Genomic DNA, 23980 nt, shown 5'->3' on the forward strand with positions numbered 1-23980 from the left:
CCCCCCCCCCCCCCCCCCCCCCCCCCCCCCCCCCCCCCCCCCCCCCCCCCCCCCCCCCCCCCCCCCCCCCCCCCCCCCCCCCCCCCCCCCCCCCCCCCCCCCCCCCCCCCCCCCCCCCCCCCCCCCGACGGGGCTCGGCTTCGGAGAGCAGAGCGATGCGGCCCCGCTTTCCGCAAAGCCCGCCACGAACCCTCCAGCGTTGGGTGGGGGTGCCCTTCAGGCGTAAGTAAAGGAGGAGGTGGCGGCCGCAGGCCGACGCCGGGGGACATGGAGCCTGAAGGGCACCCCCGCCCGGCGCCCCAGCATCAATTTGAATACAACGGGCTATCTGGCCTGCCTCCTCGATAGCGGCTACGATTCCAGTCAGCCAGCGACAAGCGAGCAAGGGGTGAATCATGGGGGAAACAACCGGCCAGCCAGGCAGGCGCCGGGAACTGTTGATGTTCCTGTTCCTGACCGTGGTTCTGTTCCCGCTGATCTCGGTAATGGTGGTGGGCGGATACGGGTTCGCCGTCTGGATCTGGCAGATCTTCAACGGTCCGCCAGGACCTCCGTGATGGCAGCTCGCGTCATTTCCAGCGCCCCTGCTTCGCACTCCCATTCGCGCCGCGCCCTGCTGCGCGGGCAGCTGCGCGCCAAAGCCCCCTTGCGCCCGCCATGGGCGCTGTCCGAAGCGGCGTTCACGGATGTCTGCACCACTTGTCATGCCTGCCTGCCCGCATGCCCTGAAGGCGTGCTGGTGCAGGGCCCGGGCGGCTATCCGGTGTTTTCACCCGAGCGCGGCGAATGCACGTTCTGCGGCGATTGCGAAACCGCGTGCGAGCCGCGCGCGCTCGACCGGCGTGACAGCCATGGCGGCCATGACAACCGTGCCCCGTGGAACCTGCTGCCGCAGTTCGGCGAAAACTGCCTGACCGCAAAGAATGTGGTCTGCCGCAGCTGCAGTGATGCCTGTGGCGATGACGCGATCCTTTTTCCGCGGGCCAGGGTTGCATCACCGCAGGTCAACGCCGACAGCTGCACCGGCTGCGGCGCCTGCGTGGCCGCCTGCCCGGCCCATGCGATCACCCTGCACCACCTGGAGGCACCCGCCCCATGAGCGAGCGCGACGAGCTGCATATCGCCAGCCTGCTGGTCCACCACCAGGCCGAAGCCACGCACGCCATCCAGCAGCTGGTGGACACCAGCGACGGGCTGGAGATCGCCATGGCCGACCACAACCGCAGCGTGCTGCTGCAGGAAAGCGCCGACACCCGCGGTCTGATGGACAGCGTGGACCGGCTGCGCGACCTGCCCGGCGTAGTCAGCGTGAACCTGGTCTACCACCACGTCGAGTCGCGCGCCGATCTCGAACAACCCCACATCCAGCTATCCCCAGCTATTCGGAGCAGCCCATGACCACGCGTCGTGAATTCATCCGCACCTCCGCCGTGGCCGCCGCTGCGGCTACCGCCGGCATGCCCATGCCGGGTGCCAGCAACAATCCGGCCACGGAGGAAATCGGCACCGACACCGCCGGACTCAAGTGGAGCAAGGCGCCCTGCCGCTACTGCGGCACCGGCTGCGGTATCAACGTGGCGGTACGCAACAACCGCGTGGTGGCGACCCACGGCGACGTGCATGCCGAGGTCAACCGCGGCCTGAACTGCGTCAAGGGCTATTTCCTGTCCAAGATGATGTACGGCACCGACCGCCTGACCACGCCGATGCTGCGCAAGCGCAACGGTGCCTATGACAAGGAAGGCGACTTCACCCCGGTCAGCTGGGACGAAGCCTTCGACGTGATGGCGGACAAGTTCAAGGCGGTGCTCAAGGTCAAGGGCGGCGACGGCATCGGCATGTTCGGCTCCGGCCAGTGGACGGTGTGGGAAGGCTACGCCGCCAACAAGCTGATGAAGGCTGGATTCCGCAGCAACCACATCGACCCCAACGCGCGCCACTGCATGGCCTCGGCCGTGACCGGCTTCATGCGCACCTTCGGCATGGACGAGCCGATGGGCTGCTACGACGACATCGAGGCCGCCGACGCGTTCGTGCTGTGGGGCTCGAACATGGCCGAGATGCATCCGATCCTGTGGACCCGGGTGACCGATCGCCGGCTGTCGAATCCGCACGTCAAGGTCGCGGTGCTGTCCACCTACGAGCACCGCAGCTTCGAGCTGGCCGACATCCCCATGGTGTTCAAGCCGCAGACCGACCTGGTGATCCTGAACTACATCGCCAACCACATCATCAAGTCGGGCAAGGTCAACCACGAATTCGTCGACAAGCACACCACCTTCAAGCGCGGCAACGACGACATCGGCTATGGCCTGCGTCCCGAGCACCCGCTGGAAGTGGCAGCGAAGAACGCCGATGACCCCAATGGCGGCACTCCGATCGGTTTCGACGAGTTCGCCGCTTTCGTGGCGCCGTACACGCTGGAGCGCACGATCGAGATGACCGGCGTGCAGCGCGAGTGGCTGGAGCAGCTGGCCGAGCTGTATTCCAACCCGGACATCAAGGTGATGTCGTTCTGGACCATGGGCTTCAACCAGCACACGCGTGGCACGTGGGCCAACAACATGGTCTACAACATCCACCTGCTGACCGGGAAAATCGCGACGCCGGGCAACAGCCCGTTCTCGCTGACCGGACAGCCTTCGGCCTGCGGCACCGCACGCGAGGTGGGCACCTTCAGCCACCGCCTGCCGGCGGACATGGTGGTTGCCAACCCCGAGCACCGGGCCATGGCCGAGGACATCTGGAAGATCCCGCGCGGGATCATCAAGGGCAAGGACGGCCTGCACGCAGTGCAGCACAACCGTGCGCTCAAGGACGGCGTGCTCAACGCCTACTGGGTGCAGGTGAACAACAACATGCAGGCCGCCGCCAACATCATGGAGGAGGGCTGGCCGGGCTACCGCAATCCGGACAACTTCATCGTGGTGTCCGATGCCTATCCGACGGTCACCTGTCAGGCCGCCGACCTGATCCTGCCGACCGCCATGTGGGTGGAGAAGGAAGGCGCCTACGGCAACGCCGAGCGCCGCACCCATTTCTGGCACCAGCTGGTGGACGCGCCGGGCGAGGCGAGGTCCGACCTGTGGCAGCTGATGGAATTCTCCAAGCGCTTCACCACCGACGAGTGCTGGCCGGAAGAGATCCTGGCCGCCAATCCGGAGTTCCGCGGCAAGAGCCTTTACGACGTGCTGTATCGCAACGGCAAGGTCGATGCGTTCGGCGTGGACGAGATCGAGGAAGGCTATGGCAACCATGAGGCCGACGCGTTCGGCTTCTACCCGCAGAAGGGCCTGTTCGAGGAATACGCTGAATTCGGCCGCGGCCACGCCCACGATCTGGCGCCGTTCGACGTCTACCACCAGGTACGCGGCCTGCGCTGGCCGGTGGTGGACGGCAAGGAAACCCGCTGGCGCTACCGCGAAGGGGCCGATCCGTACGTGACCCCGGGCACCGGCTTCGAGTTCTACGGCAACCCGGATGGCAAGGCGGTGATCTGGGCGCTGCCCTACGAGCCGCCGGCCGAGTCGCCGGACGACGAGTTCGACATGTGGCTGATCACCGGGCGGGTGCTGGAGCACTGGCACTCGGGCTCGATGACCATGCGCGTGCCGGAGCTGTACCGAAGCTTCCCTTCGGCCGTGGCGTTCATGCATCCGGACGATGCGCGCCAGCGCGGGCTCAAGCGCGGTGACGAGGTGGTGGTGAGCTCGCGTCGCGGTGAGATGCGCACCCGGGTGGAAACCCGCGGCCGCAACCGCATGCCGCGTGGATCGGTATTCGTGCCGTGGTTCGATGCGGCCCAGCTGATCAACAAGGTCACGCTGGATGCGACCTGCCCGATTTCCAAACAGACCGACTTCAAGAAGTGCGCCGTGCGGGTGACTGCGGCCTGAGGGCCGCATCCATCGTGCGTTGAACACAACGGAGACCACCATGCGTACCGCCACCGCCCTCTTGATCATCCTGTTGCTGGCCCTGTCAGGTTGCGACCGCACGCCGTCCAAATCGGAGCCCAACGTGCAGCCGCCCTCACCGCCGATCAGCGCGCGCGGCGATGCCAGCCGCGATATCGCCCCGCTGCGCCGCCACGTGCCCATCGACGTGGAAGTCACTCCGCTGGAGATGGCCCAGGTGGAGAACTTCGACATGCGCCGCGGGCGCGCCTACCCGATGCAGCCGCCGACCATTCCGCACTCGGTCGATGGCTATCAGGTGGACCTGAACTCCAACCGCTGCATGGTCTGCCACGCGCGCGCCAATGCCACCCGGTTCCAGGCGCCCGAAGTCAGCGTGACCCACTACATGGACCGCGATGACCAGTTCCTGGCCACCATTTCGCCGCGCCGCTACTTCTGCATGCAGTGCCACGTGACGCAGACCGATGCCCAGCCGCTGGTGGCCAGCGGCTTCATCGACATCGACAACCTGCTGATGCAGGAACAGGCGCTGGAGCGCAACCAATGAGCTGGTGGCGCCGAACCGGTGAGCGGCTGCGGCCGCTGTGGCGCACGCTGCGCTCGCCCAGCGTGCATTTCAGCCTGGGGTTTCTGACGCTCGGCGGGTTCATTGCAGGGATCATCTTCTGGGGCGGGTTCAATACCGCGCTGGAGGTGACCAATACGGAGCAGTTCTGCGTGAGCTGTCATGAGATGAAGGACAACGTCTTCGAAGAGCTCAAGACCACGATCCACTACAGCAACCGCTCCGGGGTGCGCGCCACCTGCCCCGACTGCCACGTGCCGCACGAGTGGACCGACAAGATCGCCCGCAAGATGCAGGCGTCCAAGGAGGTCTGGGGCACGATCTTCGGCAGCATCAACACCGAGCTGAAGTTCCGCGAAGGGCGGCGCCGCCTGGCCGAGCACGAATGGGCCCGGCTGAAAGCCAACGATTCGCTGGAATGCCGCAACTGCCACGAGTACGACTCCATGGATCTCACCCGCCAGGCTTCGCGCGCGGCGTGGATCCACCAGCAGTACCTCGGCCCCGGCCAGGCCACCTGCATCGACTGCCACAAAGGCATCGCCCATCAGCTGCCGGACATGAGCGGGGTGCCGCAGGGCGGCGTGGTGTACTGACCCGGAATCAGAACGCGTTGATGCCGGTCAGCTCGCGGCCAACCACCAGCTGGTGCACGGTTTCCGTGCCCTCGTAGGTGATCACCGATTCCAGGTTCAGCGCGTGTCGGATGGGCGAGTGCTCGGTGGTGATGCCGGCGCCGCCCAGCAGGTCACGGGCTTCGCGGGCGATGTCGATCGCCATGCGGCAGTTGTTCCACTTGGCCACGCTCACCTGGGTCGGCTGCATCTTGCCGGCTTCCTTCAGACGGCCGAGCTGCAGGCTCAGCAGCTGCGCGCCGGTGATGCGGCGGGCCCAGTCGGCCATCTTGATCTGCGCGCTCTGGGTCGCCGCCACCGGGCGACCAAACAGCATGCGCTCCTTGGAATATCCCAGCGCTTCGTCCAGGCAGGCGACAGCCGCACCGATCGGGCCCCAGGTGATGCCGTAGCGGGCCTGGGTCAGGCAGCCCAGCGGGCCGCGCAGGCCTTTCACGTTCGGCAGGCGATTGGCTTCCGGCACGCGCACTTCGTCAAAGAACAGCGCGCTGGTCACCGATGCGCGCAGGCTCATCTTGTGCTTGACCTCCTGGGCCTTGTAGCCGGCGAAGTCCTTCTCCACCACGAAGCCCTGGATGCCGTCATCGGTCTGTGCCCAGACGATGGCGATATCGGCCAGGTTGCCGTTGGTGATCCACATCTTGGAGCCGTTGAGAATCCAGTCGTCGCCGTCGCGCCGGGCATGGGTCTTCATGCTGGCCGGATCGGAACCGCCGTGGGCTTCGGTCAGGCCGAAGCAGCCGATCACCTTGCCCGCGGCCATGCCGGGCAGCCAGCGCTGCTTCTGCTCTTCGGTGCCATAGGCAAAAATCGGGTACATGCACAGCGAGGACTGCACGCTGGCGAAGCTGCGAAGACCAGAATCACCGCGCTCGAGCTCCTGGCAGATCAGGCCGTAGCTGACATCGCCCAGCTCCGAGCCGCCGTACTCGGCCGGCAGGGTCGCGCCCAGCAGGCCCAGGCCCGCGATCTCGGGGATCAGTTCACTGGGGAAGCGGCCTTCATCGAAGCATTCGCCGATGATCGGCAGCACCTTCTCGTCAGTGAAGCGTGCCACGGTGTCCTGGACCGCACGCTCTTCGTCGGTGAGCAGGGAACGGACGTCGTAGAGATCAAGGGGGTCGAGCTGTCTGGTCATGGTTGTTCGTGGGCACCTTCGTGCCCGAGTCCTTAATTATGAGGAAGGGAATGGATCAGGAAGAAAGGATTGCGGCGGCCGCCCGTTCACCGGACACCACGGCAGCTTCCATGCCTGGCTCATCGAGCTCCGTCTGCTCTCCGGCAAAGTGGATACGGGGCATGGGCTGTTGGTACCACTGCAGGACCTGGACGGCCCTGCCCGGCGCAATTTCCGAGAAGGCGCCATCTGCAAACGGGTCAGCTCCCCAACTTCGGGTTTCCAGCGGCTGGAGAGCACCGCGGCTGGCCGGCCGCAGGCGTGCAAATTCATCGAGCACCCAGGCAAAGCGGGTTTCGCGATCCATTCGGTCGGCACGTTCGGCCATGGCCCCGTTGAGCCAGACAATCAGGCGATTGACCTCGCCATCCTCTCCAGTCACGGCAAACACGCGCTGCAGTGGGCCTTCGCCCCAGAGCCACAGCGGCTGACCATCACTTTCCCAGAATTTCCGCGTCGGCTGCAGATGGACTGTGGTCACCGCGTTGCTGCGCCGAGATGCCCACATGTCCCTCTGTGCCGCAGGCGGCGCAGGGTCCATGTGGATACGCGACAGAGGTCCGCTCGGCACCGCCAGCACGAGGTGGGCGGCCTTGAACCGCCGGCCGTCCGCGGCATGCACCTCGACCTCATGGTGGTTGGCCGTGACGGCAACCACCTGGGCTCCCATGATGGGCGGCTGGGCCAGAGTGCCCGCCATTGCCTCCGGCAACGCCTGGCTACCGCCTTCGATCCAGCCCAACCCCGGCTGGCCGTGTCGACGCAGCGCGTCGCGCCGAAGCACTTCCACCGCGCTGATGGACTGCAGGGAAGAAAAGCTGCTGCCGACATCCATCAATTCGATCGCGGCGTCGGACCACCCTGCATCGGACAGTCGCTGCGCCATCGATATATCCCGCGCCAGATGCTCCGGCGCGCGCCAGCTTTCTCCGGCAGGCAACGCCAGTCCACCGATGGCCGCACGCAGCAGCGCCGGCGGCGGGATGGCCCGCTCGCGGCCCTGCAGATGATTGGCGCGGCTGCCTTCCCATGCGTCGGCCGGAATGATCGTATCCGCCATGACCAGACCCATGCCGCTGGCCGGCGGTCGCTCCAGCGCCGGCGGAACAATGTTGATCCCCACCCGCGCAGCATGGGCATGCATGCGGGTATAGCCCGCACCTACCTCGACACCCCCGACCTCGAAGCGCAGGCCGTTGCGCACCACAGTGTGCAAACGGCCCCCTACCCGCTGGTTCGCCTCAAGCACCATGACCCGGGCGCCACCGGCCTGCAGGGCATGCGCGGCCGCAAGACCGGCCAGGCCGGCCCCAACGACAATCACATCTGTGCTGACTGGCCGCCCTCTGCTCACACACGCGGGAGTTGCGGCCAACGTCGCAAGAGCGGCCGCAGCCGCGAGAAATTTCCGTCTGTCCATCTCCATCCGCACCCGCTCCCCTGCCGGATGGCCTGCATCTGGCAGGCCATCCGCTCTGCCATCCTCAGAAACGATAGCTGACTTCGACGCCGTACATGCGGGGCAGGGGCGCCGAGACGCCAAATGCACGCTGCTGCACAGAGGCATAGCCCGGCGCAGGCACCACGTTCGGAACCATGATCCGCGGCCCATCAAAGCTCAGGTAGCGCAGTCCGCCCTGCGGTGAATCATCGTCAAAGACGTTGTTCACATAGGCTGAAAAACGCCACGACTCATTGGGGCTGAGGCTGACGCGGAAGTTGCTCAAGGTGGAAGCGCCAAACTTCGCCAGGTTGTGGATCTGCACGTAGCGATCGCTTTCGTACGTCGTGTCCCAGTTGGCCGCGAAATTCCACCCGTTGGCCAGGTCCGCGTCGTAGCCCAGACCAAGAGTCAACTTGTTGCGCGGAACCATCGGGGATTTGTTGCCAGCCACGCTGGCCAGCGGATCATCCGCGCCAGGTGCAGGATTGGCTGGCGTTCCCATCAGGTCCGCATGGTCCGGCGAGGAGAACTTCTGGATTTCCGAATCCGTATGGGCATAGACGAACGTGGCCAGCCAGCCAGGCGCAAAGGCCCACATGCCCTCAAGCTCCAGGCCGCGGATGCGGGTTTCGCCCACGTTGAGGGTGTAGCTGGTCGAGAACGGAGCGCCGTTACGCTGCGCCACCGTACTGGCCACCGTCAAACCCTGGTTCGTCCAGTCGATCTGATAGACGTTGGCATTGATTCGCAGCGAGTTGTCCAGCCAGTCACTCTTGATACCCAGCTCGTAATTGGTGACCTCTTCCTCGTTGACGCGATCCAGACCCTGGCCAATGAGCCCTGCGCTGGCTTCATCGCTCAGGCGCGCGTCGTAGACAAAGGTGTTGAATCCGCCCGGCTTGTTGCCTTTGGAAACCAGACCGAACAGGTTGACGTTGGGTGCTGCCTGGTAGCTCAGGGTCCAGCGTGGGGTAAAGCTGTCGTACTTGGTCGTGGCGGTGTAGCTGCGGGTGTGGGCGACACCGTCGACTACCTTGGTATCCGAGCCGTCCAACGTCAGCCGATCCTCGGCGTAGCGAGCTTCCAGCGAAGTGGTCCAACGGTCATTGATATGCCAGCGGATCTGGCCATAGACGGCCCGGTTCTCAGCTTCGTTGCCCGGGTCGTTGGGCACGGGCACGCCCGAGCTCAGGTCGCCGGCATAGCCCGGCAAGCCCTGCAGTTTGAAGTAATAAACACCGAACAGTCCCGCCACATCGCGACTCTGGTCGCTGCTCAAGCGCAGGCCCTGGGACCAATCTTTGGAGCGGGTGTACTGGAACGTTTGCAATGCACCCGGGATGGTGAGGTTGATCGGGCCGATCGGAACCACCATCTCCCGCAGCCCGTCATAGCTCTGGTCGGTGCCGGCGTAACGTTCAAACCGGTTGTATCCAGTCATAGAGCCCAGCGTCCAGCCGTTATCGAAGCTGTAATCGACCTTCAGGCTCACCCGGGTATTTTCGCTTTCAACACCCGCCTTCAGTCCCGCATCCTCGAACATGCCGGTGGCGACGTTCCACTCGCTGGGCAGTGGCATGTCGCCACAGAAATACCCCTTGGTGCGGGTGACCATGTAGTTGGGTGGATCGTTGGGATCAGAGGTGGGCGTGGGCAGGTAGCAGTTGTTTTGCTCGGGACCGATCAAGCCGATCGCCACGTGGTCATCATCCGTTTCCTGGCGCGAGACCCGGGCCACGATGTCGAGCCTGTCCGTCGGCGCCCAGGCGACAGCACCCATGAACCCGGTGGTTTCCATTCCGCCCAGATCTTTGCGCCCGGTGAAATTGTTGTAGTAGATGCTGTCGTTGCTGCGCCGGTTCGCGCCAACCTCGTAACCGAAGCTGCCGTCATCGCTACCACCGGAATAGTAGAAGCCGAGCTTTTCCTGGCCATGGTTGCCAAAGCCCAGCGTGACCTTGCCGCCGGGAATTTCACCCGGACGACGGGTGATGTAGTTGATCGCACCGGCAAAGGTGCTGCGGCCGAACGCTGCCGCCTGGGGGCCACGCAGCACTTCGATCTGGGCCACGTTCTCCAGCCCCATCGTGGAGATGTCCCCGTACACGTAGATCCCGTCGACGAACAGCGACGCGTTGGTGATGATCTCGTTGGCCGCGGGCGGCGAGATATTGGACATGCCGCGGATCACTGGCACTTCCTGCCAGCGGCCAAACGCCGGCTTGAAGGAGAACCCGGGCGTCAGGGCCGCGACGCTGGACAGGTCCACCATCCCTTTTTTCTCAATGGTTTCTTCTGAAATCGCGGTTACCGGAAGCGGAAGCTTCTGCAACGTTTCGCGAACGCCACGGGCAGTCACCGTCACCGTTTCCAGGGTCTTGGCCGACCCCTGCTCCCGTTCATCCACCTGGCGAGAGGCCTGGCCTGCATCCTCCGCATTCGCCTGCAGACTTGCCATCAACAGGACCGATGCGATCGCCATGCTGAGTGGAGCGCGCGTCTTGATGTTCATTCTTCAATCTCTCCGGGGTTTTGTGTGCCGGGCGGCATCTGGGGTCAGTTCTTGCCGTCGGCTTCCTGTCTCAGGCGCTTGTAGTAGGTCCAACTGGTCATGTTCGGCTGCACCCATTCGGAGGGCGCGCGTGCGTACTCCGGGTAATCGCGCTGGATGCGTTCCTGGATATCGGCTGGCATGTCTTCAATCGATGCCTTCTTGTTCCCCTGCCCGACATACAGAAGCCGGCCTTCAACGCCGCCCATTTCCATCCAGGGCAGCCATGGCCCTACACGCGTCCAGCCGACATGGGTGTCGACCTGGGAGAGCGAAGGGTCATCCATCTGCTCGCGGGGCGCGGAGAACATGAAGTGTTCCGAACCCACGTACATCTCACCGCTCGATGCCCGGGGAAACTCCGCCGGTGACAGAGGATTGGGATAGGCGAGCGGGATGTTCAGCGACAGCATCGTGGTGTTACCGGACTCAAGCCACGGCATCGACGGTCCGCCGGCCCTGAACGCCGTGTTCACGGGATCGTTGGCCACGTGCACCACGCTGTTGGACGACTGCGAGTAGGGATTGTCCCAGTCGTCCACGATCTCTCCGGTCACGAGGTCGCGATAGAAGGTGAGCTCCCGGGTCAGCAGCTGCCAGGAGCCATCCGCCTGCTCCTGGGAGCGGCAAATGTTGTAACCCTCGAAGCCCAACAGCGGCTTGGGCGCCTGCTGCTCCTGCAGGCCGTACAGGACACCGGTCCACCAGACGATGACCTCGTCGCCCGGGTCGGTCGAGCATCGCAGCTTGACCAGATCCTCCAGCCCTCGCTGCCCGACGTCTGCAGGGGCATCAGCCGCTGCCACGGGCGCAACAGTCAATGCAGCCAAGGTAACCGCCACGACTAGTTTCCGGATCGACATGTGCACCCCTGTTCCCGAGCTGATTGGATTTGCGCCAGGCCATTTGACCTATCTGCATATCATTAGTACACATTTGTCCGGTCATTTAGCACGTTGCATTGCAGCATCGAAAGCTGCGCCAGACGCTTGAACTTTGTCCGGACATTCGGCAAGGTGTCAAGCATCCGCCGGCACTTGGCAAGCATGCAATGCCGTCTGCAAACGGTCGGCAATGGACAAGCACCGGCCTTCAAGCACACCCTCGGAGCGACGCGCACGCACTGCGCCTTCTCACGGAGACTCACCATGAGCCAGCAAGCTTTACCGCCAAGTTGGCAGCACGTAGGTCGACACGGGATGTTCCCGGAAAGCTCGCATGACGATGCCGCGCGTTTCGACTTCCTGGCCAACCTCAACGGATACCTGTCCACGCGGCTTGCTCCGAAGGTGCAGCAGGCCTATCACCAGCGGGTCAAGCCGGCCTTCGAGAAAGAAGCCGGACGCAGCCCGGAAACGCGCCATGAAGTACGCAAGGCAATGGCGGTCGATCCGACCTACCAGACGTGGAGCGCCTTGCGTCGGAGCAGCATGGAAATGCGCCAGCAGGCAGGCCGCGGGCTGGTCCTGCGCCAGCTGGACGCACTGATCGACAAGGCACGCCGGATCAACAGCAGCCACGATGGCCTGGAGCTCGACCCGGCGGTTGAAGTCCCCCGCTACGCCTCTGCCGTGGACATCCACTGCATGCCCGGCGGTTACCACACGGAACTGGTGCCGGATGATGTGTCCGCCGCCGCCAACTACGACGCCGGCATTTTCGCCACCACCGGCGGCATGCTCGGCCGCTTCAACGACGGCGGCGGGCAGGCCCTGGCGCAGTGGTTGAAGGAAGAACACCCCGGCTTCCAGCCAAAGCGCATCCTCGACATCGGCTGTACCGTCGGCCACAACAGCGTCCCCCTCGCCCAAGCCTTTCCCGACGCCGAAGTCGTGGCGGTCGACGTGGCTGCGCCGATGCTGCGTTATGGACACGCCCGGGCCCGGGCGCTGGGAGTGCAGAACATCCGCTTCCGCCAGGCCCGCGGCGAGGATCTCGGCTATCCGGACGGCCATTTCGACCTGATCATGACGTCGATGTTCTGGCACGAAACCTCGGCCAGGGCCATGCCCCACATGCTGGCGGAAGTGCAGCGCATGCTGGCTCCGGGCGGCCTGACCGTGCACCTGGAGCAGCCGCAGTACCACGGCATGGACCCCTATGAGCAGTTCATCCGCGACTGGGACACCTACAACAACAACGAGCCGTTCTGGGGCGTGATGCACGAATACGACCTGCACGACATGATGGCGCGCGCGGGCTTTGAGCCCTCCTCCTATTTCGAGACGAAGGTTCGTGGTGTGGTGGATCGCACCATCTTCCCGGAGGCCGGCGAGGACGGCGAAGACTATGGCCGCGCTGCCTTGTGGACCATGTTTGGAGCGTGGAAGGCATGACTGGAATCGACCCTATCGCCCTGGCGGGCACCCGCGCCAAGGGCAAGCGCCCGCACTTTTTCAAGGACAGGGATGTGGAGCGCCTGCTCAACATCACGATGGCGCTGGCCATGGAGCATGCGGTGACCCGGCAGCGCCTGGATGCGCTGGAAAGGGTGCTCTCGAAGAAGGGATTGCTGGATCCCGAAGAGCTGGCGCAGTTCACGCCGGATCCTGAGGCGGAAGCACAGCGAACGCTGTGGATGAAGGAATACGTTGCCCGCGTGCTGCGCATCGTGCAGCAGGAAACCGAGGCGATGGAAGGCGGTGCTATGGACGTGCCGATGGAAGAAGTAATGGACCAACTTCGCAATACCTAGCCCGGAAGGGCCAATCGACCACGCACGTCCAACAGGAGACCTCTATGCCGGATATGCAAAAGCACATGCCTTACCTCGCCCGCCACGAAGGCGTCTGGGATGGCATGTACCGCTACTACGATGCCAACGGCGACAAGACCGATGAGCACAAGTCACGCCTGGTGTGTCGTTTCACCGGCGACGAAAAAGTGCCTTACCACCAGACCAACCAGTACAACTGGGCGGATGGCAAGACCGAAATCCGGGACTTCCCCACGACCTACATGTTCGGCCGGATCATCTTCGACAATGAGCTGATCTACGGCTGGTGCTCGGAAATTCCGGAGGACGACCACCACCGCACGCTCATGCTCTATTGGCAGCGCAAGGGCGAGGAAGGGCTGGAGCTCTACGAGATGATCCAGCTGTCCGATTGCGGCACGCTACGTAATCGTGTGTGGCACTGGTATCGCAAGGGCGTACTCATCCAGCGCACGCTGATTGATGAAAAGCTGGTCAGCCGCGAGTGGCAGAAGATCACCGGACCGAGCTTCAACGGCGATCCGATCTGATCCATCAATAGGCGCATCCCATCCGGGATGCGCTTTCTATTTCACCGGCGCGGGCCGGGAAAACATCAGGACAAGAGGGCAAGTATGAGCAGTTCCAGACGTTCGTTTCTGTCGGGGGCCGCCGGCCTTGCGGCGCTAGGCGTGGCTGCACCGGTACTCCTTGGCACTTCGGGGCCGGTCCGTGCGGCCATGGGCAAGGGTCCCGACCAGCTCAATATGCGCACCGACGGCACCTACGAGACCGTCGATCTGGCCAAGCCGGCATGGACCCTTGGCCTGATGCAGACGCCGGTCCATACCTTTGAACTGTCCCAGGTAAAGGCCGGCCTGCAGCGCAACCTGAGGTACATGACCGACGCGATCGACAAGGCCTGCTACTACTCCAGTCCCGACCTGCTGTTTTTCCATGAGTTCCCGCTGACCGGCTGGCGCAAGTGGGATCGTGCCGAAGCGCAGCGGATGTGCATCCAGATCCCTGGGCCGGAGACCGAGGCAATCGCCGCCAAGGCCCGCGAACACAACGTCTGGGTGGTGTTTGGTGCATACGTGGAGGACCCGGATTGGCCGGGTCACGTACTGTCGATCACCACGATCATGGACAACACCGGCCGTATCGTCGACAAGCACTGGAAGGCCCGGAACGTGAAGGGTCTGTTCCCGGACTTCGAGCTGTTCACCACCACCGTCTACGACGTGCTGGACCAATACGTGGAAATGTATGGGCGCGACGCCGTCATGCCGGTGACCCGCACGCCGCTGGGCAACATCGCCACCAGCTCAACCCAGCGCGAACCGGAGATCTTCAGGGCGCTGGCGATGAAGGGAGCGGAGATCTTCCTGCGTACGGCCACGGGCGGGTTCGAGCCGGTCGACATGCAGGCCACCAGTCTCTACAACGGCACCTATACGGCGGTGGTCAACAACTCCATTTCTCCCGACAACGGACCGTTCTTTGACGATCCCGGATCCGGCGGAACGGCACTTTACGGCCCCAACGGAAAGCCGGTTGCCGAAGCGAGCAGCAAGCATGAGCAGATGGTGGTCGCACGGGTCGATATCGGCGCGCTGCGCGCGCGCAAGCGCCAGCCGTCGATCCACAGCGCGCTTTACAACGACGTATTCAACACCTACCAGGAGCAGTACGCTCCCAACCTGTTTTCGGGGTACCAGCCCACCTCTCTGGAGGATGCGGGCCGTTACCTGAAGGACAAGTCGCGCTGGAAGTAGCCGGCCTCCGCGCAAGCCGACCCTTGGGCCGGCTTGCGCGCCGTACGGGCCTGCGTAGGGCCGCGACCCGGTCCGGCCAGTCAGAGCGCATTGCTTGAAAACCCGGGAGGCATGACATGGCAGAAAGCCACCGAACGTCACAGCGGGATCCGATCGGTGCTGAAGCCCTGCGCCTGGAGCTGCTGGGCGAAGCGCTGGAAAATCCCGCAAAAACTGCAGTGATCGTGATCGACATGCAGCAGGATTTCTGCTCGCCTTCCGGTGCCTTCGCCAGAGCGGGCGTGGATATTTCAGCCAACGAACGCATCGTTGGCCCTACCAATGCATTCGTGGAAACGATGCGCGCGGCCGGCTTGCTGATCGTATGGGTCAGGCAGTGCACATCATCCAGACACGTATCTCCCGCCATCCTGCGCCGGATGCGACGTGCTCCAGAGCGGATGGAACTGTGCAGACCGGGTACGCCAGGTGCGGGATTGGCTCATGGACTCAGGGTGGAAGCCGCCGATGCCGTGATCGACAAATACCGCTACAGCGCGTTCAAAGGGTCCAGCTTGGACCAGGTCTTGCGCAGCAACCGCATCCAGGCCGTGGTGCTCACCGGCACCGCCGCCAACGGCTGCGTGGACACGACTGCCCGCGATGCAGCCCAGCTTGATTACGACGTGCTGATTGCCCGGGACCTGACCGGCTACTCGGATGCAACGCTGGCATCGGCTGCGCTCGAGAACCTCGACCGGCATTTCGCGTTCGTGTGCAGCTCGGACGAGATCGTCAGTCTGACCTGCCAGGATGCAAGCCGGGCCGGGTGAACCCGGACCGGCTACGACGGCCTAACCGCCCAGTTCGTCCATCACCGCGGTGGTTGAACCACCCAGCGAATCGAGGGTGGGATCAATCCGCCCGGGCTCTTTGGAAAAGCGGATCGGGATACCTAGATGCAACCCGCCATCCGGTGCTTCCCAGACCATGCCCCGCGCCCGCGTGTGAGGATCATCGAAGGCTTCTGTCAGGGTTTTCACCGGGGCCCAGCACACGTCCAGCCCTTCAAGGAAGCCGCTCCATTCGGCGAGCGTGCGACCGGCGAAGGTGTCTGCCAGCCACTGTTTCACCGGATCCTGCCCGGCACCCGGTGGCAGCAGGCACAGTTCGACCAGTTCCGGCCGACCCAACGCATTGAGCAGGGTGTCGGCGAACTTGTGTTCGGCGCCACCCAGGGCCAGCCAGCGCCCGTCGGCGCAGCGGTACAGGCGATACATGGCATTGCCGCCCCAGCTGCGCTCCTCTTTGACCACAGGATCGCGCTGCTCGGCAAATGGCGGCCCCAGCACGTTGGGCAGCCAGGCCATCAGCGCGTCCTGCATCGACAGATCGATGTAGTCGCCCTCGCCCGTCTTCTCCCGCCTCAACAGGGCCATCAGGATCCCGGACAGCGCCATCAGCGAGCCCGCCATGTCTGCCACGGGCATGTGTGGAGAGGCCGGCGCGCCATCCTGGCCAAGGTTGAGACTGACCACGCCGCTGTCAGCCTGGATCGCCAGGTCGTGGGCAGGCCGCTGCACCTTGGGTCCGGTCTGGCCGTAGGCGCTGATCGAGCAATAGACGATGCTGGGGTTGATCGCGCGACAGGCGTCATAATCAATTCCGAGGCGGCTTGCCACGCCCGGGCGGAAGGCCTCCAGAACCACGTCGGCGCGGGCCACGAGCGCGCGGAATGCGGCACTTCCCGCTTCGCTCTTCAGGTCAAGCTGGATGCAGCGCTTGCCACGATGGGTGTTGCGGAACCAGGTGGAGAAGCCGGCCTGCTTCAGCCCGACCTCGCGTACCGGCTCACCACCGGGTGGCTCGACCTTGATCACGTCCGCACCGTGGTCGGCCATCATCATGGTCAGGTGCGGGCCCGGCAGGAACAGCGACAGGTCCAGCACGCGAACGCCTTCCAGCTTCATGGTGTGTTCCTCAGGCGCCCAGCAGGCGGGCGCGCTCCTGTTCGGTGTAACCCAGTTCTCGCAGCAGGTCGCCGACGTCGGCATCCAGTGGAGGGCAGGCTCTTCCTTCAGCGCGTTGGCCATCGAGCTTGATCGGGCTGCGCAGCAGGCGTTGCGTGCCTTCCGGATGGTCCACCTCCTGGATCATCCCCACGCGCTCCACCCACGGGTTATCCAGTGCCTGGGCCACATCGAGGACCGGTGCGATCGGAATGCGCCCCGCGAATTTCTCAACCCAGTAGGCGGTGGGCTGCATGGAGAGTGCTTCATCCACCAGCGGCGTGAGCTCATCTCGGGATTCACGCCTGGCGGCAAAGCCGTTGAATCGCGGCTCGTCGGCCCAGGCGGGGCTGCCAATACCCTCCACGAAGGCCTGCCAGAACTTTTCCAGCATGCACATCACCATGACCCAGCCGTCGGCGGTACGGAATACCTGACAGGGCACGGTGGACGGATGGGCGCCGCGCGGCAGGCGCGTGGTTTCGTGACCCCGGTTGAGATACCAGCTGGCCGGGTAGCTGAGCTGGTGCAGGGCCACGTCGAACAGGCTGACATCCACATCGCGACCGCGGCCAGTGCGCATGGCGCCGATCACCGCCGCCAGCAGGCCCATCGCCATGGTGGTGCCGGTCATGAAGTCCACCATCGACAGGCCGAAGCGCGCCGGCGGCCCGTCGGGCTCGCCGGTCAGGGTCATGAAGCCCGCCTCGGCCTGCATCAGGTAGTCGTACCCCGGCCAGGCCGCACGCTCGTTGTCGCGGCCATAGGCGGACAGGTGCGCGCAGACGATCTTCGGATTCAGCTGTCCCAACCGGGCGTAATCGAGACCCAGCTTTTCCGGCTGATCACCGCGCAGGTTGTTGAGCACGGCGTCGGCAGTGCCAACCAGCTTGCCAAACACCTCACGCCCCGCTTCCGCCTTCAGATCCAGCTTCAGGGAACGCTTGCCCAGGTTGAAGGTCTGGAAGAACAGGCTGTCGCCCTCACCCAGGAAGTGGGGGCCCGTAGAGCGTGACACGTCACCGGCCGGCGGCGCCTCGATCTTGATCACCTCGGCGCCGAGGTCGGCCAGGTGCATCGAGCCATACGGACCAGCGCCGTATTGCTCCACGGCCAGGATGCGCAGGCCTTCCAGCGGCAGGGTAGTCATCTTGTCGTCGCTCAAATCGGGTTCCGTGCCACCAGCTGCTTGGCGATGATGATGCGCTGCATCTCGTTGGTGCCTTCACCGATGCACATCAGCATGGCGTCGCGGTGGAAGCGCTCGATCTCGTATTCCATTGAATAGCTGTAGCCACCAAAGATGCGCATGCCCTCCTGCGCGCAGTAAGCACCGGTTTCGGTGGCAAAGTACTTCGCCATGCCGGCCTCCATGTCGCAGCGCTGGCCGCTGTCGTAGGCGCGCGCCGCGCTCTCGATCAGCAGCTTGGACGCCTCCACCCGCGACGCCATCTCACCCAGCTTGAGCTGGATGGCCTGGTGCTGGGCGATAGGCTTGCCGAAGGTGGTGCGTTCCTGGGCGTAACGGACCGACAGGCGCAGCGCGCCTTCGGCGATACCGGCGCCACGCGCAGCAACGTTGATGCGCCCCAGTTCGAGGCCGCCGACTGCGTGCTGGAAGCCCTGTCCTTCAACACCGCCAAGCAGGTTCTCAACCGGCACCCGGTAGTCCTCGAACACGAGCTCGCAGGTATCGATGGAGCGGTAACCGCTCTTTTTCATCTTCTTGGCCACGATGAAGCCGTCGCCCTTCTCGGCAATGAGCATACTCATGCCTTTGTGGCGCGGCTCCGCCCCCGGATCGGTCTTGACCAGCAGCAACACCATGTCGCCGTGCAGCGAGTTGGTGATCCAGGTCTTTGCCCCGTTGACCACATAGTGCTCGCCATCCCGGCGGGCCACGGTGCGGATAGCCTGCAGGTCGGTGCCCGCGTTGGGCTCGGTCAGGCCCAGGCCGGCGCGGATCTCACCGGTGGCCATGCGCGGCAGGTAGCGCTGCTTCTGTTCTTCCGTTCCGCAGCGATCGATCGCCGCGGCGACGATCAAATGGGAGTTGAAGATCCCCGTGGGCGCCATCCACACCGAGGAAATCCGGGTCACCAGCTTGGCGTAGATGCCCGCCGGCAGGCCGAGGCCGCCGTATTCCTGGGGGATGGTGGCCCCGAACAGGCCGAGCTCCTTCATCTCCTCGACCAGGTGGTGCGGGTATTTGTCTTCCTGGTCGTACTCCATCGCGATCGGCGCAACGGATTTCGCAATCCACGAATCGATGGTGTCCAGCAGGGTGCGCTCGTCGTCGGCGCTCCAATCGGCGGCGGTGCTCATCAGTAGTTGACCTTGTCCTCGATGGAGTGGCCGCGCCTGGCAATCAACATGGTGCGGTTGAACGTACACACCAGCTTTGCATCCTGGTTGTAGCCATCGGTGCGGCAGGTGACGATGCCGGCGCCCGGACGCGACTTGGATTCGCGCTTTTCCAGCACCTCGGATTCGGCATACAGGGTGTCGCCGACATACAGCGGATGGGTCAGCTTGATGTCGGACCAGCCCAGGTTGGCGATGGCCTTCTGGCTGACGTCGGTCACGCTCATGCCGACCATCAGGGCCACGGTGAACGGCGAGCAGACAATGCACTTGCCGAACTCGGAGGCCTTTGCGTACTCCTTGTCGAAGTGCATCGGATGCGTGTTCATCGTCAGCAGCGTGAACCAGGTGTTGTCGGTCTCGGTGATCGAGCGGCCGGGGCGATGCTCGTAGATGTCACCGATGTTGAACTCCTCGAAAAAGCGGCCGAAGGTTTCCCGGTAACGGTTTTCGCCAACCTGTTTTGCGATCTGGACCATGGTGTTCCTCGAAAAGGTGCAGTTAACTGTGCTTGGGTGGGATGTCAGTCAGGGCGGACGCCATGGGCGCCCAGGGCCAGCGTGCGGCCGGCGGCAATCTCGATCGGAAGATCGACGAGCTTTCCGTCCAGCTGCACGGCGGCACCGCCACTGGCGGCCAGCGCATCGATCACGCAACGGGCCCGCTCGAACTCGGACGCCGTGGGCAGGAAGCACTGCTGGATGGGCCCGACCTGGGCAGGATGGATCGCCGCCTTGGAGGTGCAGCCAAGCGCGATGACCCGGTCGGTTTCGCTCACCAGGCCCGCCTCGTCGCGGAAGTCCAGGAAGGGCACGTCGATGCAGCCGATCCCGGCCGCCGCCGCCACCATTGCCAGCTGGGCCCGCGGCTGGAAGAAGCTCTCCCAGCAGGCCCGGCCGCGCAGCGCGACGATGAAGTCGAAGCCACCGAACATCAGCGCCTGCAGTCGTGGCGTGGCATTGGCCAGCGCGCGCGCATCCAGCAGGCCCTGCGGGGTTTCGATCTGCGCAATCAGCGCCGTCTCGCGACCGGCAAGGGCCGCCTCGGCTGCCTGCAGCTCTTCCACCGTCTCAACCTTGGGCAGCATGACAAAGGCCGGCGCAATATCTGCCGCCTGCAGCTGCGCCAGGTCTTCCCGGCCAAGCGCGGTCCCCAGCGGATTGAGCCGCAGGCCGACTTCGCTGTGGGTCTGCCTGGCCTGTGCCAGGAATGCGAACGCAGCAGCACGCGCACTGACCTTGTCGGCAGGGCCTACGGCATCTTCAAGGTCGATGCAGACCTGATCGGCGCCGGTGGCGATGGCTTTTTCGAAACGCTCAGGCCGCGAGCCCGGCACGAACAGCAGGCATCGGCGCGGATTGGTGGACGCTGCAGGCGTGCTCATGGCGCTTGCACGCTGCGGGCGAAATGCGCGGCGATGTCGCGGCGGGTGGCGTACCAGACACCCGAACGTTCCTGCACGTGCTGCAGGAACTTCTCGAACGCGCCGATGCGCCCCGGCCGGCCGATGATGCGCAGGTGCAGCCCCAACGACATCATCCGCGGCTGCCCAGCGCCCTCTGCGTACAGCGTTTCGAAGGTGTCGATCGCGTATTCGAGCCACTGCGAAGGCGTGTATCCGGGTGCCAGCCACATCTTCATGTCATTGGTGTCGAGCTGATAGGGCACGATCACCATCGGCTGGTCCGAGCCCTCTACCTCGCCCCAGAAAGGCGCGTCGGCCGAGTAGTCGTCCATGTGGTACTGGAAGCCTTCCTCCTGCAGCAGGCGCCGGGTGTCGGCGGTGTGCAGATAGCGCGACAGCCAGCCCACGGGGCGGGTGCCAGTGGTCTTCTCGATGCTGTCGGCAGCCTTGCGGATGAACTCGCGCTCGGCAGCCTCGTCCATGCGGAACTGATGGATCCAGCGCCAGCCGTGCGAACAGGTCTCATGACGGCTGCCGTGCAGATAGGCGGCGATCTCCGGTGCCCGCTCCAGCGAGAGCGCAGCCGCGGTGTAGGTGGCGGTGACTCCGTAACGATCCAGCAGGGCCGCGATGCGGGCATGGCCTTCCTTGACGCCGTACCGATAGTTCGACTCGTTGCCGTAGTTGCGGATCGGCTTGGTCAAGGACACTGAAAGCTCATCAACCGGTTCGGTGATCCGGTCGCCTTCCCCCACGCTGTATTCCGACCCTTCCTCAACGTTGACCACCACCGACAGGGCGAGGCGGGCGTCATCCGGCCAGCGATAACTGGATTGCTGCATGTCTGGCTGCTCCTGACTCAATGGGTTTCCTCACCGCCCGAAACGTTCATCGCCTCGCCGGTGATGTAGGCACCATCGTCCGAACACAGGAAGGCGCAGGCCGCTGCGGTGTCTTCTGCCCGGCCCGGCCGACCGAGTGGAATACGTCCGCGCATTGCGGCCAGGTAATCCTCGACGCTCTGGCCGGTCAGCTTGGCGAAATACTCGTTCTGCCACGCGCCAAGCCCGGTGGTGACGTGATTGGGGCAAACCGCGTTGACAGTAATGTCCTGATCGCCCAGCTCAATCGCAGCCACCCGGGTCAGGCCCACCACTCCGTGCTTGGACGAGCAGTAGGCGGCGGCATGTGGGAACCCCGACTTCGCCGCCTGGGAGGCAATGTTGATGATCCGGCCGCCGCGGCCCTGGGCTTTCATTGCCCGCGCGGCGTGCTTGATGCACAGGAACGCACCGCGCAGGTTCACGCCCTGCACCGCATCCCACTCCGAAGCGTCCATCTCGGTCAGCGGCTTCATCAGATAGCCGATGCCGGCGTTGTTCACCAGGATGTCGATGCCACCAAATGTCGCAGTGATTTCGGCGATGACCGCCTCCACCTGGGACTCCTCCAGCACGTCCAGCGACATGGCGGTGCAGTCACCGCCGTCGGCGCGGATGGCCGCGGCCGTGCGTGCCACTTCCTCGTCGCTGCCGATCGCCGAAGGCGGCATTTCCGCGCCGCGGTCCTTGCCGATATCCGTGATCACCACCCGACAGCCTTCAGCGGCCAGGCGGCGGGCGATGCCCTCGCCCAGCCCGCCGGCACGCCCGGCGCCGGTGATCAGCGCAACTTTGTCTTTCAGCTCTGGGAAACGCGACATGCAGGACCTCAGATGTTCTCGGTGAGGATGAAAAGCGGGTTGTCGGCAAACTCCTGGAAGCGTGCCGCGCCGGCCTGCACCTCCGGGGAGGCGAGATCGCGGCCGAAGGCTTCCATGTCCGGCACGCGCATCACCTCGATGTATTCGTAGGGTGGCTTGCCTTCGCCGATCAGCAGCCCCCGGCTGCGCAGCACCTCGAACGATTCCATTGACGCCAGGCCGTTCACGGTTGGCAGGTCGTGCTCCAGCGCCCAGCGCTCGAAATCCTCGCGACTGGCACCGGGCTTGAGGTTGAAGAGGACGATCACAGTATTCATGGCTTCCTTCCGACTGGCTGGATGTGGCAGACTTTGTCCGGACAAAGTTGAGCATGTAATCCCATCGGGGTCAACGCTGAAGCCGGCTGCAAGTGCCACAAGCCGCGCCGACCAGGCGGACCGATCCCGGCACACTCCGCAACTACGCGCTGAAACGAGGATCGACTATGAAACGCAGCTTCCCCTGGATCATGGCGATCATGGCCCTGCTGATTCTGCTGGTCTCCAACGGCCTGACCGTCACCGGTCTTTCCGCCTTCGACGAATCGCTGCTGGACGAGTTCGGATGGTCTCGTGGCGCACTCAAGTTCCGTGACCTCATCACCCTGCTGCTGGCGGGCGTGATGGCGCCTTTCGTGGGCATCCTCATCGACCGCATCGGTCCGCGGGTGCTGGTACTCATCGGCTGCGCCATGCTTGCGGCGCTGTACGTGGCCTACGCCAACATCCAGTCGATCACCCACGTCTACCTGATCCACGTCGGCTTCGCCGCAGTGCTGGTGGCCGCGGGCCTCAACGTTGCGGTGATCATGGTGTCGCAGTGGTTCGTGGCCAAGCGCGGCACAGCCATCGGCATTGCGTTGGTGGGCACCAGCCTGGGCGGCGTGTTCGTCCCGCAGGCGGTGGTCGCGCTGATCGGCGAGCACGGCTGGCGGGAGAGCTTCCTGTGGCTGGCCGTGGTGCCGGTGGCACTGATGATCCTGGTAGCACTGGTGGTGCGTGCGCCACGCGCCACCGGCCCACAGCCGTGGGGCGCAGATCAGCCTGTCGATGACAGCCGGGCCGGTCGGGCAGCGGCGTCCGCGGCGCTGCCGGACCTGGGCTATCGCCAGGCACTTCGCACCCGCACCTTCTGGGCGCTGGCACTGGTAGCCATGTGCACCTTCTATTCGATCATGGCGGTCTCGGCGAACCTGTTCCTGCACATGCGCGACATGGAGTTCACCCCGCAGGAAGCGGGCAATGCTCTGGGGGTGATGTTTGGCCTGGGCATGGTGGGCAAGTTCCTGTTCGGTTTTCTGGCCGACCTGTTCCGGCCCAAGGCGGTGTTCCTGGCCAACCTGGCCATCATGGCGGCCGGGGCCATCCTGTTGGCCACCACCAGCCCTTCTCTGGTGTGGTACGCACTGGTGCTGTTCGGGCTCGGCTGGGGCGGGCTTTACACCATGATCCAGCTGCTGGCAGTCAACGCTTTCGGCCTGTCTTCGGCGGGCAAGATCCTGGGCACGGTGACCATGTGCGACGCGATCACCGCCGGCCTGGGGATCTGGTTTACCGCCCTGCTCTACGACCGCTTTGGCAGCTACCAGCTCGCATTCGGAATCATGTGCGCACTCGTATTGATCGCCTTTGCCGTAGCCACGCTGGTCCGCAACGAGCGCGTGCACATGGCCGCGCAACGCGAGGCTGATCCCTCCGCCGCGCCGGCCACCCCCTGA

At 64.5% G+C, this 23980-nt stretch carries 24 protein-coding genes; 12 read left to right on the top strand and 12 right to left on the bottom strand.

Going from position 1 to position 23980, the window contains the following annotated elements; all coding sequences use genetic code 11:
* Positions 1–395 precede the first annotated feature (395 nt).
* Genes napE through WCE59_RS09625 form a run of 6 tightly spaced genes read left to right on the top strand, consistent with a single transcriptional unit; the run spans position 396 to position 5081 of the window.
* Positions 396–557, top strand: coding sequence for a periplasmic nitrate reductase, NapE protein (napE, locus tag WCE59_RS09600; protein WP_343258541.1), 162 nt, complete (start codon positions 396–398; stop codon positions 555–557).
* Positions 557–1099, top strand: a complete 543-nt coding sequence (gene napF, locus WCE59_RS09605) for a ferredoxin-type protein NapF (RefSeq protein ID WP_343258542.1) — start codon at positions 557–559, stop codon at positions 1097–1099. Before napE ends, napF begins: the two co-directional genes overlap by 1 nt.
* On the top strand, positions 1096–1398 hold the full coding sequence (locus tag WCE59_RS09610; RefSeq protein ID WP_343258543.1) for a chaperone NapD: 303 nt from the start codon (positions 1096–1098) through the stop codon (positions 1396–1398). The genes napF and WCE59_RS09610 overlap by 4 nt, the downstream gene beginning before the upstream one ends.
* Positions 1395–3896 carry a periplasmic nitrate reductase subunit alpha gene (gene napA / locus WCE59_RS09615; protein WP_343258544.1) on the top strand — a complete coding sequence of 834 codons (2502 nt, stop codon included), beginning with the start codon at positions 1395–1397 and terminating at the stop codon, positions 3894–3896. Before WCE59_RS09610 ends, napA begins: the two co-directional genes overlap by 4 nt.
* A 40-nt stretch (positions 3897–3936) precedes the next feature.
* Positions 3937–4467 carry a nitrate reductase cytochrome c-type subunit gene (locus tag WCE59_RS09620; protein ID WP_343258545.1) on the top strand — a complete coding sequence of 177 codons (531 nt, stop codon included), beginning with the start codon at positions 3937–3939 and terminating at the stop codon, positions 4465–4467.
* Positions 4464–5081 carry a NapC/NirT family cytochrome c gene (locus WCE59_RS09625; RefSeq protein WP_343258546.1) on the top strand — a complete coding sequence of 206 codons (618 nt, stop codon included), beginning with the start codon at positions 4464–4466 and terminating at the stop codon, positions 5079–5081. The genes WCE59_RS09620 and WCE59_RS09625 overlap by 4 nt, the downstream gene beginning before the upstream one ends.
* Before the next feature lie 7 nt (positions 5082–5088).
* Here the strand turns inward: WCE59_RS09625 and WCE59_RS09630 are convergent, their stop codons facing one another.
* From WCE59_RS09630 to WCE59_RS09645, 4 genes are all read right to left on the bottom strand, one after another.
* Positions 5089–6258, bottom strand: a complete 1170-nt coding sequence (locus WCE59_RS09630; RefSeq protein WP_343258547.1) for an acyl-CoA dehydrogenase family protein — start codon at positions 6256–6258, stop codon at positions 5089–5091.
* Positions 6259–6313: 55 nt separating this feature from the next.
* Positions 6314–7621, bottom strand: coding sequence for a flavin monoamine oxidase family protein (locus WCE59_RS09635; RefSeq protein ID WP_343258548.1), 1308 nt, complete (start codon positions 7619–7621; stop codon positions 6314–6316).
* 160 nt (positions 7622–7781) lie between these two features.
* Positions 7782–10253, bottom strand: coding sequence for a TonB-dependent receptor (locus WCE59_RS09640; RefSeq protein WP_343258549.1), 2472 nt, complete (start codon positions 10251–10253; stop codon positions 7782–7784).
* Positions 10254–10297: 44 nt separating this feature from the next.
* The gene (locus WCE59_RS09645) at positions 10298–11113 is read right to left on the bottom strand and encodes a DUF1838 family protein (RefSeq protein ID WP_343258550.1); all 816 of its coding nucleotides are present in this window, start codon (positions 11111–11113) and stop codon (positions 10298–10300) included.
* Between the two features lie 378 nt (positions 11114–11491).
* Here WCE59_RS09645 and WCE59_RS09650 point away from each other — a divergent pair, with 378 nt between their 5' ends.
* From WCE59_RS09650 to WCE59_RS09670, 5 genes are all read left to right on the top strand, one after another.
* A complete protein-coding gene (locus WCE59_RS09650; protein WP_343258551.1) occupies positions 11492–12628 on the top strand; it encodes a class I SAM-dependent methyltransferase in 1137 nt (378 codons plus the stop codon).
* On the top strand, positions 12625–12987 hold the full coding sequence (locus tag WCE59_RS09655) for a hypothetical protein (protein ID WP_343258552.1): 363 nt from the start codon (positions 12625–12627) through the stop codon (positions 12985–12987). Before WCE59_RS09650 ends, WCE59_RS09655 begins: the two co-directional genes overlap by 4 nt.
* 44 nt (positions 12988–13031) lie before the next feature.
* Entirely contained in the window at positions 13032–13538 is a 507-nt protein-coding gene (locus WCE59_RS09660; RefSeq protein ID WP_343258553.1) for a DUF3598 family protein, read from the top strand.
* A gap of 84 nt (positions 13539–13622) precedes the next feature.
* A complete protein-coding gene (locus WCE59_RS09665; protein WP_343258554.1) occupies positions 13623–14765 on the top strand; it encodes a nitrilase-related carbon-nitrogen hydrolase in 1143 nt (380 codons plus the stop codon).
* 116 nt (positions 14766–14881) lie between these two features.
* Positions 14882–15577 carry a cysteine hydrolase family protein gene (locus WCE59_RS09670; RefSeq protein ID WP_343258555.1) on the top strand — a complete coding sequence of 232 codons (696 nt, stop codon included), beginning with the start codon at positions 14882–14884 and terminating at the stop codon, positions 15575–15577.
* Between the two features lie 21 nt (positions 15578–15598).
* On the opposite strand, the gene WCE59_RS09675 is transcribed toward WCE59_RS09670, so the two are convergent.
* The 8 genes from WCE59_RS09675 to WCE59_RS09710 are packed head-to-tail and all read right to left on the bottom strand — an operon-like array spanning position 15599 to position 22541.
* Positions 15599–16714: a CaiB/BaiF CoA transferase family protein gene (locus WCE59_RS09675; RefSeq protein ID WP_343258556.1), complete on the bottom strand. Its 1116-nt coding sequence runs from the start codon at positions 16712–16714 to the stop codon at positions 15599–15601.
* Between the two features lie 10 nt (positions 16715–16724).
* Entirely contained in the window at positions 16725–17918 is a 1194-nt protein-coding gene (locus WCE59_RS09680; protein ID WP_343258557.1) for a CaiB/BaiF CoA transferase family protein, read from the bottom strand.
* The gene (locus WCE59_RS09685) at positions 17915–19078 is read right to left on the bottom strand and encodes an acyl-CoA dehydrogenase family protein (protein WP_343258558.1); all 1164 of its coding nucleotides are present in this window, start codon (positions 19076–19078) and stop codon (positions 17915–17917) included. Before WCE59_RS09685 ends, WCE59_RS09680 begins: the two co-directional genes overlap by 4 nt.
* Positions 19078–19596, bottom strand: coding sequence for a MaoC family dehydratase (locus tag WCE59_RS09690; RefSeq protein WP_343258559.1), 519 nt, complete (start codon positions 19594–19596; stop codon positions 19078–19080). Before WCE59_RS09690 ends, WCE59_RS09685 begins: the two co-directional genes overlap by 1 nt.
* 44 nt (positions 19597–19640) lie before the next feature.
* Positions 19641–20501, bottom strand: a complete 861-nt coding sequence (locus WCE59_RS09695; protein ID WP_343258560.1) for an HpcH/HpaI aldolase/citrate lyase family protein — start codon at positions 20499–20501, stop codon at positions 19641–19643.
* A complete protein-coding gene (locus WCE59_RS09700; protein ID WP_343258561.1) occupies positions 20498–21364 on the bottom strand; it encodes a polysaccharide deacetylase family protein in 867 nt (288 codons plus the stop codon). The genes WCE59_RS09695 and WCE59_RS09700 overlap by 4 nt, the downstream gene beginning before the upstream one ends.
* Before the next feature lie 17 nt (positions 21365–21381).
* Entirely contained in the window at positions 21382–22224 is an 843-nt protein-coding gene (locus WCE59_RS09705) for an SDR family NAD(P)-dependent oxidoreductase (RefSeq protein ID WP_343258562.1), read from the bottom strand.
* Between the two features lie 8 nt (positions 22225–22232).
* Positions 22233–22541 carry a hypothetical protein gene (locus tag WCE59_RS09710; RefSeq protein ID WP_343258563.1) on the bottom strand — a complete coding sequence of 103 codons (309 nt, stop codon included), beginning with the start codon at positions 22539–22541 and terminating at the stop codon, positions 22233–22235.
* A gap of 167 nt (positions 22542–22708) precedes the next feature.
* Here WCE59_RS09710 and WCE59_RS09715 point away from each other — a divergent pair, with 167 nt between their 5' ends.
* Positions 22709–23980: an MFS transporter gene (locus WCE59_RS09715; RefSeq protein WP_343258564.1), complete on the top strand. Its 1272-nt coding sequence runs from the start codon at positions 22709–22711 to the stop codon at positions 23978–23980.

Source organism: Luteimonas qiangzhengi (assembly GCF_039548515.1).
Taxonomy (GTDB): domain Bacteria; phylum Pseudomonadota; class Gammaproteobacteria; order Xanthomonadales; family Xanthomonadaceae; genus Luteimonas.